The organism is Micromonospora sp. NPDC002411 (genome assembly GCF_053592955.1).
This window is the reverse complement of record NZ_JBSFBM010000145.1, coordinates 1-16,377: the sequence shown is the minus strand read 5'-3', so window position 1 is coordinate 16,377 and position 16,377 is coordinate 1. Positions and strand designations below refer to the sequence as shown.

Annotated in this window: 21 protein-coding genes; 15 read left to right on the top strand and 6 right to left on the bottom strand. The window is 71.9% G+C overall.

The window, feature by feature from the left end:
* Window positions 1–811: hypothetical protein (locus ACWCO3_RS18440; protein ID WP_450011092.1), on the top strand; the 811-nt coding region annotated here is incomplete at its 5' end.
* 19 nt (window positions 812–830) lie between these two features.
* Here ACWCO3_RS18440 and ACWCO3_RS18435 read toward each other — a convergent pair.
* Genes ACWCO3_RS18435 through ACWCO3_RS18425 form a run of 3 tightly spaced genes read right to left on the bottom strand, consistent with a single transcriptional unit; the run spans window position 831 to window position 3,697 of the window.
* Window positions 831–2,885, bottom strand: a complete 2,055-nt coding sequence (locus tag ACWCO3_RS18435; RefSeq protein WP_145778731.1) for an amylo-alpha-1,6-glucosidase — start codon at window positions 2,883–2,885, stop codon at window positions 831–833.
* On the bottom strand, window positions 2,882–3,262 hold the full coding sequence (locus ACWCO3_RS18430; RefSeq protein WP_450011089.1) for an SCP2 sterol-binding domain-containing protein: 381 nt from the start codon (window positions 3,260–3,262) through the stop codon (window positions 2,882–2,884). The genes ACWCO3_RS18435 and ACWCO3_RS18430 overlap by 4 nt, the downstream gene beginning before the upstream one ends.
* A 60-nt stretch (window positions 3,263–3,322) precedes the next feature.
* Window positions 3,323–3,697: a DsrE family protein gene (locus ACWCO3_RS18425; RefSeq protein WP_145778733.1), complete on the bottom strand. Its 375-nt coding sequence runs from the start codon at window positions 3,695–3,697 to the stop codon at window positions 3,323–3,325.
* Window positions 3,698–3,709: 12 nt separating this feature from the next.
* On the opposite strand from ACWCO3_RS18425, the gene mtfM reads away from it, so the two are divergent.
* Together mtfM and ACWCO3_RS18415 are read left to right on the top strand one after the other, a co-directional pair.
* Window positions 3,710–3,814 (top strand): small membrane protein MtfM, encoded by a 105-nt coding sequence (mtfM, locus tag ACWCO3_RS18420; RefSeq protein WP_030327764.1) that lies wholly within the window; start codon window positions 3,710–3,712, stop codon window positions 3,812–3,814.
* Window positions 3,808–4,398, top strand: a complete 591-nt coding sequence (locus ACWCO3_RS18415; RefSeq protein ID WP_145778734.1) for an FABP family protein — start codon at window positions 3,808–3,810, stop codon at window positions 4,396–4,398. Before mtfM ends, ACWCO3_RS18415 begins: the two co-directional genes overlap by 7 nt.
* Here ACWCO3_RS18415 and ACWCO3_RS18410 read toward each other — a convergent pair whose 3' ends face one another.
* Window positions 4,399–5,277 (bottom strand): aminotransferase class IV, encoded by an 879-nt coding sequence (locus tag ACWCO3_RS18410; RefSeq protein WP_450011087.1) that lies wholly within the window; start codon window positions 5,275–5,277, stop codon window positions 4,399–4,401.
* A gap of 69 nt (window positions 5,278–5,346) precedes the next feature.
* Between ACWCO3_RS18410 and ACWCO3_RS18405 the strand changes: the two genes are divergently transcribed.
* The 4 genes from ACWCO3_RS18405 (at window position 5,347) to ACWCO3_RS18390 (ending at window position 8,789) form a co-directional block, all read left to right on the top strand.
* The gene (locus ACWCO3_RS18405) at window positions 5,347–5,775 is read left to right on the top strand and encodes a Fur family transcriptional regulator (protein WP_145778736.1); all 429 of its coding nucleotides are present in this window, start codon (window positions 5,347–5,349) and stop codon (window positions 5,773–5,775) included.
* The gene (gene ygfZ / locus ACWCO3_RS18400) at window positions 5,772–6,884 is read left to right on the top strand and encodes a CAF17-like 4Fe-4S cluster assembly/insertion protein YgfZ (RefSeq protein ID WP_450011085.1); all 1,113 of its coding nucleotides are present in this window, start codon (window positions 5,772–5,774) and stop codon (window positions 6,882–6,884) included. The genes ACWCO3_RS18405 and ygfZ overlap by 4 nt, the downstream gene beginning before the upstream one ends.
* Window positions 6,885–6,907: 23 nt before the next feature.
* Window positions 6,908–7,735: a BKACE family enzyme gene (locus tag ACWCO3_RS18395; protein ID WP_357834494.1), complete on the top strand. Its 828-nt coding sequence runs from the start codon at window positions 6,908–6,910 to the stop codon at window positions 7,733–7,735.
* A 94-nt stretch (window positions 7,736–7,829) separates the two neighbouring features.
* The gene (locus ACWCO3_RS18390) at window positions 7,830–8,789 is read left to right on the top strand and encodes an asparaginase (protein WP_269682168.1); all 960 of its coding nucleotides are present in this window, start codon (window positions 7,830–7,832) and stop codon (window positions 8,787–8,789) included.
* A gap of 8 nt (window positions 8,790–8,797) precedes the next feature.
* On the opposite strand, the gene ACWCO3_RS18385 is transcribed toward ACWCO3_RS18390, so the two are convergent.
* Complete coding sequence (locus tag ACWCO3_RS18385; protein ID WP_450011082.1) at window positions 8,798–9,595, bottom strand: alpha/beta fold hydrolase; 798 nt, start codon at window positions 9,593–9,595, stop codon at window positions 8,798–8,800.
* 112 nt (window positions 9,596–9,707) lie between these two features.
* On the opposite strand from ACWCO3_RS18385, the gene ACWCO3_RS18380 reads away from it, so the two are divergent.
* From ACWCO3_RS18380 to ACWCO3_RS18355, 6 genes are all read left to right on the top strand, one after another.
* Window positions 9,708–10,340, top strand: coding sequence for a helix-turn-helix domain-containing protein (locus ACWCO3_RS18380; protein ID WP_145778741.1), 633 nt, complete (start codon window positions 9,708–9,710; stop codon window positions 10,338–10,340).
* Window positions 10,337–10,972: a hypothetical protein gene (locus ACWCO3_RS18375; protein ID WP_358163449.1), complete on the top strand. Its 636-nt coding sequence runs from the start codon at window positions 10,337–10,339 to the stop codon at window positions 10,970–10,972. The genes ACWCO3_RS18380 and ACWCO3_RS18375 overlap by 4 nt, the downstream gene beginning before the upstream one ends.
* A gap of 70 nt (window positions 10,973–11,042) precedes the next feature.
* Entirely contained in the window at window positions 11,043–11,357 is a 315-nt protein-coding gene (locus ACWCO3_RS18370; RefSeq protein WP_145778743.1) for a DUF2516 family protein, read from the top strand.
* Window positions 11,354–12,241 (top strand): alpha/beta fold hydrolase, encoded by an 888-nt coding sequence (locus tag ACWCO3_RS18365; protein ID WP_357834491.1) that lies wholly within the window; start codon window positions 11,354–11,356, stop codon window positions 12,239–12,241. Before ACWCO3_RS18370 ends, ACWCO3_RS18365 begins: the two co-directional genes overlap by 4 nt.
* Window positions 12,242–12,252: 11 nt before the next feature.
* A complete protein-coding gene (locus tag ACWCO3_RS18360; protein WP_358163451.1) occupies window positions 12,253–12,990 on the top strand; it encodes an alanyl-tRNA editing protein in 738 nt (245 codons plus the stop codon).
* A 53-nt stretch (window positions 12,991–13,043) separates the two neighbouring features.
* Complete coding sequence (locus ACWCO3_RS18355) at window positions 13,044–13,958, top strand: SDR family oxidoreductase (protein ID WP_450011078.1); 915 nt, start codon at window positions 13,044–13,046, stop codon at window positions 13,956–13,958.
* On the opposite strand, the gene ACWCO3_RS18350 is transcribed toward ACWCO3_RS18355, so the two are convergent.
* On the bottom strand, window positions 13,949–14,917 hold the full coding sequence (locus tag ACWCO3_RS18350) for a helix-turn-helix transcriptional regulator (RefSeq protein ID WP_450011076.1): 969 nt from the start codon (window positions 14,915–14,917) through the stop codon (window positions 13,949–13,951). The two genes, ACWCO3_RS18355 and ACWCO3_RS18350, sit on opposite strands and share 10 nt — an antisense overlap.
* A gap of 68 nt (window positions 14,918–14,985) precedes the next feature.
* On the opposite strand from ACWCO3_RS18350, the gene ACWCO3_RS18345 reads away from it, so the two are divergent.
* Both ACWCO3_RS18345 and ACWCO3_RS18340 read left to right on the top strand, forming a co-directional pair.
* The gene (locus tag ACWCO3_RS18345) at window positions 14,986–15,777 is read left to right on the top strand and encodes an EI24 domain-containing protein (protein WP_450011074.1); all 792 of its coding nucleotides are present in this window, start codon (window positions 14,986–14,988) and stop codon (window positions 15,775–15,777) included.
* A gap of 2 nt (window positions 15,778–15,779) precedes the next feature.
* Window positions 15,780–16,295 carry an O-acetyl-ADP-ribose deacetylase gene (locus tag ACWCO3_RS18340; protein ID WP_450011072.1) on the top strand — a complete coding sequence of 172 codons (516 nt, stop codon included), beginning with the start codon at window positions 15,780–15,782 and terminating at the stop codon, window positions 16,293–16,295.
* Window positions 16,296–16,377: the final 82 nt, after the last annotated feature.

Here is a 16,377-nt window from a genome sequence, read left to right as displayed (position 1 = left end):
ACGGGAACGGTCAGCCGAAGAGCGGCCGGACCAGCAGGTAGGTGACGCAGGCGATCAGCGCGGCGGCCGGGAACGTGATGATCCAGGCGATCACGCGCCGACCGTGCGCGAGCAGCGCACCCTTGACCAGGCCGGCCCGGTGGTCGACCGGGCGGTCGGTGAGCTGGTCCGTGCGGCGGGGGCGACCAATCTGCTGGAGCTGGGCCCGGCGAGGGTCGCGGAGGGCTGCCGGGTCACCCCGTTCGCCGACGGGGCGAGGTTGCGACGGGACGTGGGCGTGCTCGCGCCCACCGGCACCGAGCGGACCGTGTTGACCGGGATCGCCGAGCGGCTGCCGACCAGCTGGCGGGCCCGGGTCGGGTCCGGGCTGAACGGCCCGGAGCTGTACGCCGACGCCGGGGAGTTCGTTGCCGTCGAAGGGCGGCCGACGGTGGACGGCCAGGTGCGACTGGTCGTCGACACCGGTTGCCGGCCGACCGGCTCGGGCTACACGCCGGCCGCGGCCACCGCGACCGGCCCGGAGGCCGCCGCGTTGACTGCGGCGCTGGGGGCGCTCGGCCGGCCGAGCGACGCGGCGCCGGAGCTGGTCACCGCGCCCTGCCCGGGTGGCGGGCTGGCCCAGACCGTGCGGTCCGCAGGCGGTCCCGGCCCGGCCGCCTCGACGGCCGCGCTCGCCGCGCTGGCCGGCAACGCCCCCCTGTTGGACGAACCCCCGGTGTACGCGTATCGCACCGGCCCGGTCACAGTGCTGGCCGAGCTCGGCCCGGACGACGCCATCCGAGTGGCCGCCACCGTCGGCTGCCCGGGTTGAGCCGAGCGGCCAGCTCGGATCAGCTGCCGTCCGGCTGATCCGTTGGGCCCCGACTGCGGCCCAACGCGTCCACCTTGCCCCACCGGCCGGGGATGTCCAGTAGTTCGACGCGACCCATCCCCGGAGGCACGGCCGGGTCGATGATCAGGTGCTCGCCCTGCGGGTCCAACCCCAGCATCACCCGGAGCAGCAGCAGCGGGGTTCCGCTCGACCAGGCCTGCGGGCTGCACGCGGTCGGGTACTCCACCGGGTAGTCGGTGAGATCACGGGTGTAGCCGGCGAACGCCTCCGGCAGCCGCCCCTCGAAGTACCGGGACGCCGCCAGCATCGTGTCGCAGATCAGGCCGGCCTCCTCGCGGTAGCCGTACCGCCACAGGCCCCAGGCGATGATCGAGTTGTCGAACGGCCACACGGTGCCCACGTGGTACCCGATCGGGTTGTACCGACCCTCGTCCTCGGCGAGCGTCCGCACTCCCCACCCGGAGAACAGGCGCGGCCCGAGCAGGTGCTCGACCACCTTGCCGGCACGGGACTCGTCCACGATGCCGCTCCACAGCAGGTGCCCGATGTTCGAGGTCAGCGCGTCCACCTGCCGCCCGTCGGCGTCCAACGCGAGCGCGTAGTACCCGCGGTCGGCGATCCAGAAGTCGCGATCGAACCGCCGCTTGAGATCGGCGGCCTCCCGCTCCAGCCGGTCGGCGTACGCCCTGTCGTTCCAGAAGGTCCGGGCCAGCCGGGCGCCCCGGATCTTCGCGTCGTACGCGTACCCCTGCAACTCGCACGTTGCCCGGGGGAAGCCGGGTAACTGACCGTTGGCGTACGAGATGCCGTCCCAGGAGTCCTTCCAGCACTGGTTCTGCAGACCGGTCTCCGGGTTGCGGGTCTGATACCAGAGGTACCCGGTGCCGAGCAGGTCGCCGTACGTGTCGATCCACTCCAGCGCGGCGCGGACCTGCGGCTCCAGCCGGCGGACCAGCGCGGCGTCGCCGGTCCACCGCTCGTACTCGTCGATCAGGATGACGAACAGTGGTGTCGAGTCGGCCGACCCGTAGTACGGCGAGTGCGGCTGCTCCTCGAAGCCGGCGGTCTCCCCGTACCGCAGCTCGTGCAGGATCTTGCCGGGCTCCTCGTCCCGGAAGTCGTCCACCCGGTGCCCCTGCAGGCCGGCCAGCATCAGGATGGTCGGCGGGACCAACTCCGGCAGGAACGGCAGCACCTGCAACGACGTGATGATGCTGTCCCGGCCGAACAGGGTCATGAACCAGGGCAGCCCGGCGGCGATCAGCCGTACGCCCAGGGCGATCGACTCGTAGCGCAGTGCGGCCAGGTCGTTGAGGCTGCGCCGGTACGCCCCGGCCAGTGGCTCGCAGTCGCAGCCGAGCTTCGGTGCCCGGTCGATCAGCTCCTGCTGCTCGGCCCGGATCGCGTTCGCGCTGCGGCTGCCCCCGTACGGCAGGGTTGTCCGGATGTCCTCGCCGCGCGCCCCGTAGACGACGCTGGACACGTGCAGCCGGGTGGTCCACTTGCTGTTGCGGGCGATCCGGATGCGGAAGGTCAACCCGTCGGCGTCGACCTGCGCCGGCGCGGTGGTCGTGACGGTCGTCTCCCGGTGGAACGCCTCCCGTCGGTAGGTGAGTCGGAGTTGGCCGTCCGAGACCGTGACGGTGGTCGTCCCCCGCTTCTGGCGGGAGTCCTTGATCTCGAACAGGTCGGCGAAGTCGGCCTCGACGTCGATCCGGACGGTGAACTCGACGTCCGTGCCGCCGTGGTTCAGCACTGTCAGCTCCTCCTCGAAGCTGCCCACTATCGCCCGGCTGCGGATCACCGACGCCTTCGCGTCCAGGTAGTGCGTGGGCTCGCCTGGGGCGAGGAAGAACTTGGTGCGGTACGACTCGGCGTCGTCCATGGAGAGGGCGTGCAGCCGTTGGCCGTCCAGGGTGAGCACCCACTTGGACAGGAACCGGGTGTCGAAGGAGAACAGCCCGGTGGGGAAGTCCTGGGACGGCTCGATGTCTCCCCGACGGTCGCTGACCAGGAAGGTGTTGCCGTCCAGGATGCTGACGAGGTCCCTCACATCGATCGCCCGGCTGTTCTGCGGGCCGTCTCACGGGGGTCGCGGGTGCCGGGCGGGTTGGGGAAGAACCGGCGGAAGGCGAGGAAGAGCACCACGTTCCCGCTGAACGTGCTCTCGTTGCGCAGCACCGCCGCGACACTCTGGGCCTCACCGCTGATCAGCCGGTCGAAGAGGGCCGCGCTGCTGTACCAGATGGCGTCGGCAGGGCCGCGTTCTCGACTCACCTGCACCGACCCGGGCCGCATGCGTACCAGCCAGTGTTCGGTCTGATGGTCGGTGCCGAGGTCGATCTGGAGGGTCCCGTCGGTCAGGCCGCCGAGGACGTCAGGGGCACGCGCCGGCAGTGATTCGAAGAACCTCTCCGCCGCCTCGGTCACATCCGAATCGTAGGCAGCCGCCCGAGTTGTCGGGTCGGTATCGGCACTCCGCCCCGGCGCTCAGTAGACCAGTGCCTGCGCGCCCTCGGCCAACGCCTCCTCGACGAAGACGGCGGCGCCCGCGATCCGGACCCCGGGCAGCACGTCGTCCGGGCCGATCTCCCGTCGGGCCGCGCACTGGGTGCAGGCGGTCACCCGACCACTGGTCAGGATGACGTGCAGCAGCTCGGCCAGAGGTGCGGAGTGCGGCAGCTCGAACTGTTGGGCGCGCCCGGGCACCGCGAACCAGGTCGACTCACCGGTCAGCCAGAGCGACACGTCCACCCCGGCCGCGACGGCCGTCGCGGCGACCGTGAATGCCTGCGCGCACCGCTCCGGGGCGTCCGCCCCCGCGGTGGCCTTGACGACGAGAGTGCGGGCCATGTGGCCCAGCATAGGATGGTCGGGATGGTTACCGAGATCGGGTTTGTCAGCCTGTTGGTCGCTGGCCTGGGCGGGCTCGCCGGTGGCCTGGTCTACCTTGCCGTACGCATTTCGAGAGGACGCTGGTGAGCGAGAATCCGCTGCAGCCGCCGTGGCTGAACGCGCCGCCGGTCGAGGAGTACCCGTTCGAGGAGAGTCACGACCTGCGGGTCGGGCCGAAGCTGCATCCCACCCTGGACGGCCTGCTGCCCTACATCGGGCTGTGGCGTGGCCGGGGCAAGGGCGGTTTCCCCACCATCGAGGACTTCGACTACGCCCAGGAGATCCGGATCAGCCACGACGGGCGGCCGTTCCTGCACTACGAGTCCCGTGCCTGGATCCTGGACGAGCAGAGCAAGCCGGTCCGCCCGGCTGGCCGGGAGGTCGGTTGGTGGCGACCGGTGGTGGTGGACGGGCGGGCTACCGACGAGCTGGAGGCGGTGCTCACCACGCCGACCGGGGTGATGGAGCTGCACCTGGGCAAGCGCACCGGCACGCAGCTGGAGTTCGCCACCGACGCGGTGGTCCGGACCCCGACCGCCAAGGAGGTCACCGGCGGGCACCGGCTCTTCGGCATCGTCGAGGGTGCGCTGCTCTACGCGCAGGAGATGGCGGCCATGGGGCACGGGCTCAGCCCGCACCTGTCTGCCCGGCTCGTCCGGGTCGGCGGCTGACTAGACGGGGAAACCCAGCAGGGCTTGCAGGGCGGGGGTGCGCGGGCAGTGGTCCCGGCGCACCCCGTCCAGTGTCCGGACCTCGACGAGCCCGCGTACAGACGAGCTGAACCACACGCCGTCGGCGTCGTGCAGCTCGGCCGGTGTGACCATCCGTTCGGCGGCGCTCAGGCCCAGTTCGGGGGCGTGGGCGAGCAGCCAGGCCACTGTCGTGCCGGGCAGGATGCCGGTGGTGGCGGCCGGCACCGTGCAGAGTGTGTCTCCGGTGAGCCACACCACGTTCGCGATCGGCCCCTCCAGGGCGTACCCGTCCGAGGAGACCCAGAGCACGTCGTCCACCCCGGCCCGGTGCGCCCAGCGGCGGGCGGCGCTGTTGACCGCGTACGAGGTGGACTTTATGCCGGCCGGCAACCAGTCGAGCCCGGTACGCGCGTCGGCGGGCACCCCCAGAGGCAGGATCGCCACTGTGATCCCGGTGCGGCGGGCAGCCCGGGAGGACGCCGGCACCTCGGTCACCGTGGCGTAGACGGTCGGCGGGCCACCGGCCTCGGTGCCTCGGGTGCAGACCAGCCGCAGCGCGGCCTCCACCTGGACGGGCCAGCCGGCGCACACCGTGTCGAGCAGGTCGACGAGCACGTCGGTGGGGGGCAGGTCCAGGTCGACGGCTGCCGCGGCCGTGGTCATCCGGGCCAGGTGCTCGTCGCGCAGCCACGGCCGGCCCTCGCGCAGATGCATGGACTCGAAGAGCCCGTCGCCGCGCAGGACGCCCAGGTCGTCGCCGCGGAGCACCGGCTCGTCGGTCGCGATGAGGCCCCGGCCGAGCACGGCGATCCGGGGGCTCGGAGAGACCGGGGCTTTTCCGACCGGCGACGTCACCATGACAGCCGAGCGTAGCGGCGGCCGGCCGCTCGCAGGGGGTCGCGGCGATTGCCGAACTATGATCGGACCGTGTCCGAATCCTCCCTCGCGGAAATGCTGCGGGCCCGTGGGCTGCGGCTGACGCCCCAACGGCAGCTCGTCCTTCAGGCGGTGCTCGATCTGGGGCACGCCAGCCCGGAGCAGGTGCACACCGCCGTGCGGGAGGTCGCCGCCGGCGTCAACATCACCACCATCTATCGCACGCTCGAGCTGCTGGAACGGCTCGGCCTGGTCACCCACACGCACCTGTCGCACGGTTCACCGACGTACCACGCGGCGGGTGAGCACCAACACGTCCACCTGGTCTGTCGGGAGTGTGGCGCGATCGACGAGATCGAGCCGGAGATGCTGCGCCCGCTCGCCGACCAGTTGGCCACGCAGCGGGGGTTCCGGGTGGACATCGGGCACGTGTCACTCTTCGGCGTCTGCGTACGCTGCGAGAACGGGGACGACAAATGATCGAAATCGCGGGTGCGGTGGCCGTCGAGAGCATCGACGAGGCCAGCCGTGATCAGCCGGACGCGGCGCACGTCGCAGCCGGGGTGCGCGGGGTGGCCGCCCACTACGGTGACCCGTTGCGTGAGCAACGCACCCTCGACACCGCTGTCGGCCTGGTCGACAGGTCGCACCGGGGGGTCATCGCGGTGCCCGGGGAAGAGCGGGCGAGTTGGCTGCACACCGTCACCTCGCAGCACCTGACCGCGCTGGCGGCCGGTGAGGGCACCGAGTTGCTGGTGTTGTCCCCGCACGGCCACATCGAGCAGCACGCTCTGGTCGCCGAGGACGGTGAGACCGCCTGGCTGGACACCGATCCGGGTGCGACCGAGGGTCTGCTGACCTACCTGGAGAAGATGCGGTTCTTCAGCAAGGTCGAGCCGCGTGACGCGACCGCCGAGCGGGCGTTGTTGTCGCTGGTCGGGCCGGCGGCGACGGAGGCGCTGAGCACGCTCGGCGTAAGCGGACTCGCCGCGCCGGACCTGGTCGCGGTGCCGGGTCCGAAGTTCCCCCACGGTGCCGTGCCACAGCGGGCCAGCGTTCGGTACGACGTGAAGCCGTTGCCCATCGGCGGCTGGGCCCGACGGGTCCCGCTCGGGGTGGACCTGCTGGTGCCCCGCTCGGCGATGGACCAGGTGGTGGCGGAGTTGCGCGGCGCCGGGGTGCCGGTCGCGGGGCTGTGGGCGTACGAGGCGATCCGGGTGGCCGCCCGTCAGCCCCGGGTCGGGGTGGACACCGACCACCGGACGATTCCGGCTGAGGTCGACCTGATCGGTCCCGCCGTGCACCTGGACAAGGGTTGCTACCGGGGGCAGGAGACGGTGGCCCGGGTGCACAACATGGGCCGGCCGCCGCGTCGCCTCGTACTCCTGCATCTGGACGGGGTGACCACCGACCAGCCGCCCACTGCCGGTACGCCGGTGATGCTCGACGGCCGGGCGGTCGGCTTCGTCGGCACCGCCGTGCTGCACCACGAGCTGGGTCAGGTGGCGCTCGCGGTGGTCAAGCGGAACGTTCCGGACGACGCGGCGCTGCTGATCGGCGAGACGGCGGCGGCGATCGACCCGTCCTGACCCGGGCGTCTAGGATCGCCGGCATGACGACAGGGACGTTGATCACGGTGGCCCCGACCGGCGCTGAGTCGGCCAAGGCGGAGGTGCCGGCGCTGCCGGTGACCCTCGATGAGCTGCTGCTCACCGCGAAGGAGTGCGAGGCGCTCGGCGCCGCCGTGATCCACGTCCACATCCGTGACGACGAGGCGCGTCCGACCCTCGACCCGGTGCGTCTGGCCGACACCGTGGCGGCACTGCGGGACAGCACCGACCTGATCGTGCAGCTCTCCTCCGGCGGCGCGGTGACCGACCCGGAGGCCGCTCGGCTGGCCGTCCTCGACGCCCGGCCGGACATGGCCTCCTGCACGATGGGCACCGTCAACTTCGGCGACGACGTCTTCCTCAACCGGTGGGAGTTCATCGTCGACCTGCACACCCGGATGCAGGAACGCGGGATCGTGCCAGAGTACGAGATCTTCGACCTCGGCCACCTGTCCGCGTTGCAGCGCCTCCTCGGCAAGTACGGGCTGCCGGCTGGCGGGCACGTGCACGTCGACTTCGTGATGGGTGTGCCGGGAGGCATGCCGGGCACCACCGAGACGCTGGTCGCGGCCCACCGGATGCTGCGGGACCTGCCCGAGGGCACCACCTTCTCGGCCACCGGCATCGGCCGCAGCACGATTCCGGTCATGCTGGCCTCGCTGTCGACCGGCGGGCACCTGCGGGTCGGCATGGAGGACACCGTGACGTACGCCAAGGGCCGCCCGGTGGAGTCGAACATGCAACTGGTCGCCCGCGCTGTGGGTTTCGCCCAGCTCGCGCAGCGCCCTCCATTGACCACCACCGAGGCTCGCGAGCTGCTCGGGCTGTAAGGCCGGGTCTGCCCCGCGCTCCTGTCACCCGGCCGGTGGACCACCAGGTCACCCCGCCGACGGGCACCCCAGTGCCGTCGGTACCGTCCAGCCCGTGACGAAGACGTACGAGGGTGGCGACCCGCTCGCCGAGGTGGTCCGTTCCGGGTTCGTGGAGGGTGCGCACCGCGGTTCGGTGGTGGTGCTCGACGCCGCCGGCGCGGTGCTGGCGTCAGCCGGGGACGTGACCTCGCCGATCTTCCCCCGCTCGGCCAGCAAGCCGATGCAGGCGATCGGGATGCTCCGCGCCGGCCTGCCGTTGACCGACCCGGCGGACGTGGCACTGGTCGCGGCGAGTCACGCAGGTGAGGACTTCCACCTGGCCCGGGTCGGCGCGCTGCTGGACCGGGCCGGACTGGACGCCTCGGCCCTGCACTGTCCACCCGACCTGCCGGTGGGCGCGGCGGCCCGGGAGGCCGTGCTGCGGGCCGGGGGCGGCCCGACCAGGGTGCAGATGAACTGTTCCGGAAAGCACAGCGGAATGCTGCTGACCTGCGAGGCTGCCGGTTGGCCGCTGGAAGGGTACTGGCGGCCGGAGCACCCGCTCCAGCAGCGCCTGCGGGCGGCCATCGAGGAGTTCACCGGCGAGCAGGCTGCGGCGGTGGGCGTGGACGGTTGCGGCGCTCCGGTGCTCGCGGTGTCGCTGACCGGGTTGGCCGGGGCGTTCCTCCGGTTGGTCGACGCCGAGCCGGGCTCGGTGCCGCGGACGGTGGCTGACGCCATGCGCGCGTACCCGGAGATCGTCGGTGGCACCCAGGCCGATGACACCCGGCTGATGCGTGGCGTTCCGGGCCTGCTGGCCAAGGTCGGCGCCGAGGGTGTGATCGCGGTGGCAGTGCCGGGCGTCGGCGCCGTCGCGCTGAAGATCGACGACGGCGCCGACCGGGCGCGGATGCCGGTGCTGGTCTCCGCGCTGCGCCGGCTCGGCGTGGACGCACCGGTGCTGACCGAGTACGCCGAGGTGCCGCTCTTCGGTGGCGGAGTTCCAGTGGGGGCGGTCCGCCCGCTCTGGTGACCGGGTGGTCAGCTCAGGAAGTCGAGCAGGGCGGCGTTGACGGGCTCCGGGCGCTCCAGCGGCAACAGGTGCGCGGCGTCCGGGATGTCCGGCAGCCGTACCGCGCCGGGGACCTCGGCGGCGATCCGGTCGGCGAGCCGGCGGATGTCCGGTACGTCCGCAGCCCCGGCGGTGACCAGGACGGGCACCGTCAGCTCGCCGAGGCGATCGATGGCCGGAGGCGCCAGTTCTCCCACCTCGACCGCGCCGAGCGCCAGTTCGGCGGCGAGCGCGCGCTGGTCCATCTCCTGCGTGAACGTGATCAGCGCGGGGTCGACGTCCTCCGGCTGTCGACCCGGGCCGACCACCCAGAACCGCACCTCGCCGGCCGCGCCCGCGACGAAGTCGTCGGGGTCGACCTCGCCGACCAGGTCGTCCCAGAGGTCGTTCGCCTCGTCGGACCACTCGTTGCCGGAGACAGCGGTGTCGAACAGCGCGAGCGCGCTGACCCGGTCGGGGTGGGCGAGCGCGGTGTCGATGGCGACGGCCCCGCCGAAGGAGCAGCCGACCAGGGCGGCCCGGGGCAGGTCGAGTGCGTCCAGCAGCCCCGCCACGTCGTCGTGGTGTGTGAACGGGGTCGGAGGCAGCTCCGAGTCTCCGTAGCCACGGAGGTCCGGGACGATCACCCGGTGGCGGGCGGCGAGCGCGGAGATCTGCCCCCGCCACATCCGCCGGTCGGCGATGCCAGCGTGCAGGAGTACGACGGGCGAGCCGGTGCCTTCCTCGTCGTACGCGATGCTTGCTCCATTGACTGTGATCTTGTGCACGGACGGACCGTACGGACCCGTGGAGCGGGGCGCAACCACGGTGCTGAGACGTTGCTAACTGTGGCTAGCGTTTTGCTTGCAAGAGCTAGCGGAGCCGGTTAACGTCGCAGTCATGGCCACACCGAAGGACCTTCCCGACGTCGGCGGGTTCATCCGCGATCTACGGCGCAACGCCAAGATCTCGCTCCGGCAGCTCGCCGAGCAGGCGGGGGTCAGCAACCCGTACCTCAGTCAGATCGAGCGCGGCCTGCGCAAGCCCAGCGCTGAGGTGCTCCAGCAACTGGCGAGCGCGCTGCGGGTCTCCACCCCGGCGATGTACCTGCGCGCCGGCCTGCTCGACGACAAGGAAGGCCACGGTGTGCTCGCCGCCATCGCCGTGGACACCGACCTGACGATGGCCCAGAAGCAGTCCCTCACCCAAATCTACGAGACGTTCCGCCGGGAGAACACCCGGCTGGCCGAGGCCCAGGCGGCCGCCGAGGGCGGCGGCACCGGGCCCACCGGCGGCACGCCCGGGGCGACCACCCCGACCGACGTCGGCGACGAGCCCGCCGACCTGGCGAACCTGGCCGCCACCGGTCCCACCACCGCAGGCGGCACCCCGACCGAGGCCGTGATCGAGTCCGTCGCCGTCACCGAGGCGGGCACCGCACCCGCCCCGGGCAGCACCAACACCCCCGAGAAGAAGGCCGCCGGTCCGGCGGCACGCAAGGCCGCCGAGGCGGCCGAAGAGGAGACGTCATGAGCGAGCCGAAGACCAACCGCATCCCCGCCCCGATCTACGCCGCCGCCGGCGCCGGTGAGTTGGCCATCGAGCAGTTGCGCAAGCTGCCCGCCGTGGTCGGCGTCCTCAGCACCCGCGTCGTCGCCGACCTGGGTGGTCGGGCCGTGCTGACCGGCTACGAGCTGCGTCAGAAGGCCAACGAGTTGGACCTGGCCAAGCTTCGCGAGTCGGCCGACCTGGCCAAGCTCCGCGAGTCGGCCGACCTGGACAAGCTGCGGGCCGCCGCGACCCGCAACGCCGCCATGGTGGTCGCCGGGGCCCAGGCCGCCCAGGAGCGGGCCTTCGCCGCGTACGGCGCGCTGGTCGCCCGTGGTGAGCGGGTTGTCGGCGCTGGTGTGCTGGAAGCTGCCGACACGGTCAACGCCGACATCGAGGCCACCCAGGCCGTGACCCCGGCGGAGACCACCCCCACCACCCCCACCGCCACCGCCCCGGCCGAGGTGCCGACCCCGGCCGACGTGGCCGAGATCGCCGAGGCCAAGCCGGCCGCCGTCAAGAAGGTCGCGCGCGCTCCGAAGGCCGCGAAGCCCGCCGCCACCCCGTCGGCGAAGCTGCCCCGGGCCACCAAGCGGACCCGCCCGGCGGCCGAGTAGTAACCCTGTCGACGACCCCGGCGGCGTCCTTGTCGGACGAAGCCGGGGTCCTCGACATAAGCTTGCCGGCATGGCCAACGCCGCGCCGATCTTCGCGTTCGAAGTCCGCTACGTGATCGAGCTGATCCTGCTCGTCTTCGCGCTGATCGTTCAGGGCGTCGCCCTGGTGCACGCGATCACGCAGCGCTCCGACGCCTTCCCCGCCATCGGGACACTTCCCAAGGGTGGCTGGATCGCCATCCTGGCGGTCTGCCTCGTGCTGACCCTGCTCGGCTTCGGGCCGATCAGCCTCTTCGGACTGATCGGCATCGCCGCCGGCCTGATCTACCTGCTCGATGTCCGAATCGGCCTCCGCGAGCTCGGTGACGGCAAAGGTTTCTGGTGAGAGGTTTTCGCTGGCCCCCTCCACCGGACAGCGGGCCCCGCACCTGGGGGCCCGGCCCGGGTGGGCCGCGTACCGGCCGCCCGGCGCTCCCGGAACCGGACACCGACCTGGTCGCCACCCCGCACGGCGTACAGCTGGAACGGCTGGTCACCGGCACCGGTGATCCGGTGACCGTGTTCGCGCACGGGCTGGGCAACGGCATCGCCACCACCCGTCCGTTCGGCAGTGGGGTGACCGGCCGCAAGGTGTTCTTCCAGTTCCGTGGGCACGGCCGATCCGAGGCGCCGGACGGGCCGTGGACGTACTCCGACCTGGCCCGCGACCTTCGGGCGATCGCCGATCTGGGCGGTGCCAGCCGCGCCTTCGGCGCGAGCCTCGGCGCGGGCGCCCTCTGCCGGTTGCTCGCGGAGAGCCCGGACCGTTTCGAGAAGCTGGTCTTCTTCCTGCCCGCGGTGCTCGACCAGCCGCGCGGCCCGGTGGCCGGGGACCGCATCACCGACCTGCTGGAGGCCGTGGAGAGCGGAGACGCCTCGGTGGTCGCCGACGTCGTCACCCTGGAGCTGCCCGCAGCGGTGCGCAACACTCCCGCCGGCTGGGCGTACCTGCGGCAGCGACTCGACCAGCTGCTCCGTGACGGACTCGCCGGCAGCCTGGCCAGCCTCGCGGACCAGACGCCGCTGCGCACCACCAGCGACCTCGCGGCGGTCACCGCGCCGGCGTTGGTCATCGCCAACGCGGGCGACGACCTGCACCCGGTCGAGGTCGCCGAGCGGCTCGCCGCCGCGCTACCGCAGGCCACCCTCCACGTGTACGACCGGCCCGGCGTCCTCTGGTCGGAACGCGCCGACCTGCGGGACCGCATCGCCGGCTTCCTCAACGAGTAACGTGCCCTGTCATGGGCGTCACACAGCATGGCCGCACACATCGCCTCGACCTCGCCGACCCGACACTGCGCGAATGGACGTGCACGGTCCTGCACGCGGACGCCGAGCAGGGCATCGTGCTGGACCGCTCCGCCTTCTACCCGGGCGGCGGTGGTCAGCCGCCGGACCACGGCGTGCTGCTGTGGCAGGGCGTGCAGACCAGGATCGTCGGCACCCGCAAGGGCGACGACCTCTATCTGATCCCCGCTGAGGGTGACCCGCTTCCGCCGGTTGGCACCGAGGTCGTCGGTGCGCTGGAGGACGAGCGTCGGACCCGGTTGATGCGTACCCACTCCGGGTTGCACGTGCTCTGCGGCGTGGTGTTCCGCGACTTCGGCGCGCTGGTGACGGGTAACTCGATGGAACCTGGTGAGGCCCGGATGGACTTCAACCTCCCCGAGGTGCCCCCGGATTTCAAGAGCCGCATCGAGGAGTTGGTCAACGCCGAGGTGGCCGCCGACCGCTCGGTCGCCACCCGGGTGCTGCCGCGCACCGAGGCGCTGGCCCTGCCGGACATCATCCGCACCCAGTCCAACCTGATCCCGCCGGACGAGCAGGAGGTCCGGATCGTCGACATCGTCGGCCTGGACGTGCAGGCCGACGGTGGCACCCACGTCGCGTCGACAGCGCAGATCGGCAAGGTGCAGGTGGTGAAGGTGGAGAGCAAGGGCCGGGCCAACCGTCGGGTCCGCGTCCGCCTGGTGGACTGACAGTTCGGTAATTCGGACGGCGGTTGTCAGGTATCGCTGACAACCTCGCGGGTATGACACAACCGCTCGCAGGAAAGATCGCGCTCGTCGCCGGTGCCACGCGAGGCGCCGGACGGCAGATCGCCGTGCAACTCGGGGCTGTTGGCGCCACCGTGTACGCCACCGGCCGCAGCACCCGGGCGGGCCGATCGGAGATGGACCGGCCGGAGACCATCGAGGAGACCGCCGAGCTGGTCACCGAGGCCGGAGGCACTGGCATCGCCGTCCAGGTCGACCATCTGGTGCCCGAGCAGGTCCGCGACCTCGTCGCCCGGATCGACGCCGAGCAGGGCCGGCTCGACGTGCTGGTCAACGACATCTGGGGTGGGGACCCGCTGGTCACCTGGGAGAAGCCGGTGTGGGAGCAGCCGTTGGACGCCGGCTTCCGAACCCTTCGACTGGCCATCGACACGCACATCATCACCAGCCACTTCGCCCTGCCGCTGCTGATCCGCAAGCCCGGCGGGCTGGTGGTGGAGATGGGCGACGGCACCAAGGCGTACAACGACGACAACTACCGGCTGTCGCTCTTCTACGACCTGGCCAAGGTGTCGGTCAACCGGCTCGCCTTCAGCCAGGCGCACGAGCTGAAGCCGCACGGCTGCACTGCCGTCGCGCTCACCCCCGGCTGGATCCGTTCCGAGGCGATGCTGGAGCACTTCGGCGTGACCGAGGACAACTGGCGCGACGGGGCCGCCACCGACCCGAACTTCCTCATCTCCGAGACGCCGGCCTTCGTCGGCCGGGCGGTGGCCGCGCTCGCCGCCGACGACGACAAGGCCCGCTGGAACGGCCAGTCCGTCGACGCGGGCACGCTGTCCAAGGTGTACGGCTTCACCGACGTCGACGGCAGCCAACCTGAGGGTTTCCGCTACATCACCGAGGTGGTCGACGCGGGCAAGCCGACGGACGTCACCGGCTACCGATAGAGGGCCTGGAACCGGCCAGCCGCGTCGGCGAACAGCCGGCGGAGCGCGGGCGGATCGAGGACCTCCACCTCGGGGCCGAGCCCCAGCAGTTGGTGGTACGCCACCCCGACGGACTCGACGGGCAGCCGGGCCACCACCCAGCCCTGCCCGTCGGGTTCTCCGGCGGCGGCCACCACCTCGTCGTACACGAAGGGGGCATCGACCAGGTGCCGGAGCCGGCGCAGACCCGCCGGGCTGAGCCGGACGGTGGCCTCGGCCCGCAGCATGGTCCGCAGGAACGACCCGGCCTGCTCGCGCCAGTGCCCGGCCAGGTCGAAGCCCTCGTCCCGCGCGAAGCTCTCCTCGGTCACCTCGACCCCGGTCACCCGGTCCACCCGGTAGGTGCGGGTGTCGTCGTCGACCCGGCCGACCAGATACCAGGCCCCACTCTTGAGCACCAGCCCGTACGGCTGGACCCGCCTGGTCACCTCCCGGTCGCCACGCCGGTAGCGCAACTCCACGACCCGGTCGCGCCAGACCGCGCGGGCCAGGTCAGTCAGCCACGGTGGGGGCGGGGTCTCCCGGAACCAGCCCGGCACGTCAAGGTGGAACCGCTGCCCCGCACGTGCCGGGGCGTCCCGCAGGGCCGGCGGCAGGGCGGCGAGCACCTTCAACTCGGCGGCGGCGACCGCGTCGGCGAGCCCCATGTCGCCGGCCGGTCCGGGCAGCCCGGAGAGGAAGAGCGCTTCCGCCTCGTCCCGGGTGAGCCCGGTCAGTCGGGTGCGGTAACCGCCGAGCAGCCGGTATCCGCCGTCCCGACCCCGGTCGGCGTAGACCGGCACCCCGGCGGCGGAGAGCGCCAGCACGTCCCGGTAGACGGTCCGCTCGGAGACCTCCAGCTCCCGTGCCAGCTCGCCCGCCGTCATCGAGCCGCGTGCCTGCAACAGCAGTAGCAGTGAGATCAGTCGGGAGGCGCGCACCAGCCCATCCTGCCTCGTACCGCTCGCCGCCCGGCGGATTCGATCACCGGTCGTTAGGCTGCTCGATCGTGGACGCCAGCAGAATCGCCAGCCCGGTGACCGGGGCCGTCGGCCGCTTCCTCGCCGGGGCGGGGCTGCTCCTGCGGGGGCTCGGTCTCTATGTGCGCAGCCCGGGGTTGATGCTGCTCGGCATCGTGCCGGCGCTGATCTCCGGCGCGCTCTTCGTGGGTGCGTTCGCCACCCTGGTGTACTTCGTGGACGATCTCGCCGCGCTGGTCACCCCGTTCGCCGACGGTTGGTCGAAGACTGGCCGCAGCCTGGTCCGGGTGGTCGCCGGGCTGGCCTTCCTGGGGCTCGGCGGCCTGCTCGCGGTGGTCAGCTTCACCGCTGTCACCCTGGTCATCGGCGACCCGTTCTACGAGAAGATCTCCGAGCAGGTCGAGCAGCGGTACGGCGGCACGCCCGGCGCGGTGGACGTGCCCTTCTGGTCGTCGTTGCGCCGCAGCTCCGCGGACTCAGTACGCCTGGTGGCGCTCGCGGCGCTGGTCGGGATTCCGCTCTTCCTCGCCGGGTTCATCCCGGTGGTCGGTCAGACGGTAGTCCCGGTGATCGGGGCGGCGGTCGGTGGTTGGTTCCTCGCCGTGGAGCTGGTCGGGGCACCGTTCTACCGGCGCGGGATGCGGCTGCCCCAGCGCCGGACGATCCTGAAGGCCGACCGACCCACCTCGCTGGGCTTCGGGGTTGCGGTCTTCCTCTGCTTCCTCATTCCACTCGGCGCCGTGCTGATCATGCCGGCGGCGGTCGCCGGTGCCACCCTGCTGGCCCGGCGCTCGCTCGGCCAGCCGATCGAGGAGAGCTAGCCGTGGAGATCACCCTGGTCGAGGGCGACATCACCACCCAGCAGGTGGACGCGATCGTGAACGCCGCGAACTCGTCCCTGCTCGGCGGCGGCGGGGTCGACGGGGCCATCCACCGGCGGGGCGGGCCGGCCATCCTGGCCGACTGCCGGGCGCTGCGCGCATCCCACTACGGCCGAGGACTGCCGACCGGGCAGGCGGTGGCGACCACTGCCGGTGAGCTGCCGGCCCGTTGGGTGATCCACACCGTCGGGCCGGTCTGGTCGGGCAACGAGGACCGTTCCGCGCTGCTGCGCGACTGCTACGCCAACAGCCTCCAGGTGGCCGACGAACTGGGCGCGACCACAGTGGCCTTTCCTTTGATCTCTGCCGGCATCTACGGCTGGCCGATCGACGACGCGGTCCGCCAGGCCCTCGGCGTGCTGCGCTCGGCCACCCCGACCGCCGTCACCGAGACGCGCCTGGTGCTGTTCGGGGCCGACACCCACGCCGTCGCCCGCCAGGTCTTCGAGGCCGGCTGACCGGCCCGGTTCTCCGCTTCTGCCTCGATCAAGTGATGAAAAGTAGGTTCCAGGGGCCACGCGGACCTACTTTTCATCACTT

Bases quoted from the DNA above. Each gene is read 5' to 3' on its own strand.
- ACWCO3_RS18375 (WP_358163449.1), top strand. From the start codon at position 10,337: ATGAGCGAGCCGAAGACCAACCGCATCCCCGCCCCGATCTACGCCGCC.
- ACWCO3_RS18395 (WP_357834494.1), top strand. From the start codon at position 6,908: ATGACGACAGGGACGTTGATCACGGTGGCCCCGACCGGCGCTGAGTCG.
- ACWCO3_RS18355 (WP_450011078.1), top strand. From the start codon at position 13,044: ATGACACAACCGCTCGCAGGAAAGATCGCGCTCGTCGCCGGTGCCACG.
- mtfM (WP_030327764.1), top strand. From the start codon at position 3,710: ATGGTTACCGAGATCGGGTTTGTCAGCCTGTTGGTCGCTGGCCTGGGC.
- ygfZ (WP_450011085.1), top strand. From the start codon at position 5,772: ATGATCGAAATCGCGGGTGCGGTGGCCGTCGAGAGCATCGACGAGGCC.
- ACWCO3_RS18425 (WP_145778733.1), bottom strand. From the start codon at position 3,697: ATGCTGGGCCACATGGCCCGCACTCTCGTCGTCAAGGCCACCGCGGGG.
- ACWCO3_RS18370 (WP_145778743.1), top strand. From the start codon at position 11,043: ATGGCCAACGCCGCGCCGATCTTCGCGTTCGAAGTCCGCTACGTGATC.
- ACWCO3_RS18380 (WP_145778741.1), top strand. From the start codon at position 9,708: ATGGCCACACCGAAGGACCTTCCCGACGTCGGCGGGTTCATCCGCGAT.
- ACWCO3_RS18410 (WP_450011087.1), bottom strand. From the start codon at position 5,277: ATGGTGACGTCGCCGGTCGGAAAAGCCCCGGTCTCTCCGAGCCCCCGG.
- ACWCO3_RS18360 (WP_358163451.1), top strand. From the start codon at position 12,253: ATGGGCGTCACACAGCATGGCCGCACACATCGCCTCGACCTCGCCGAC.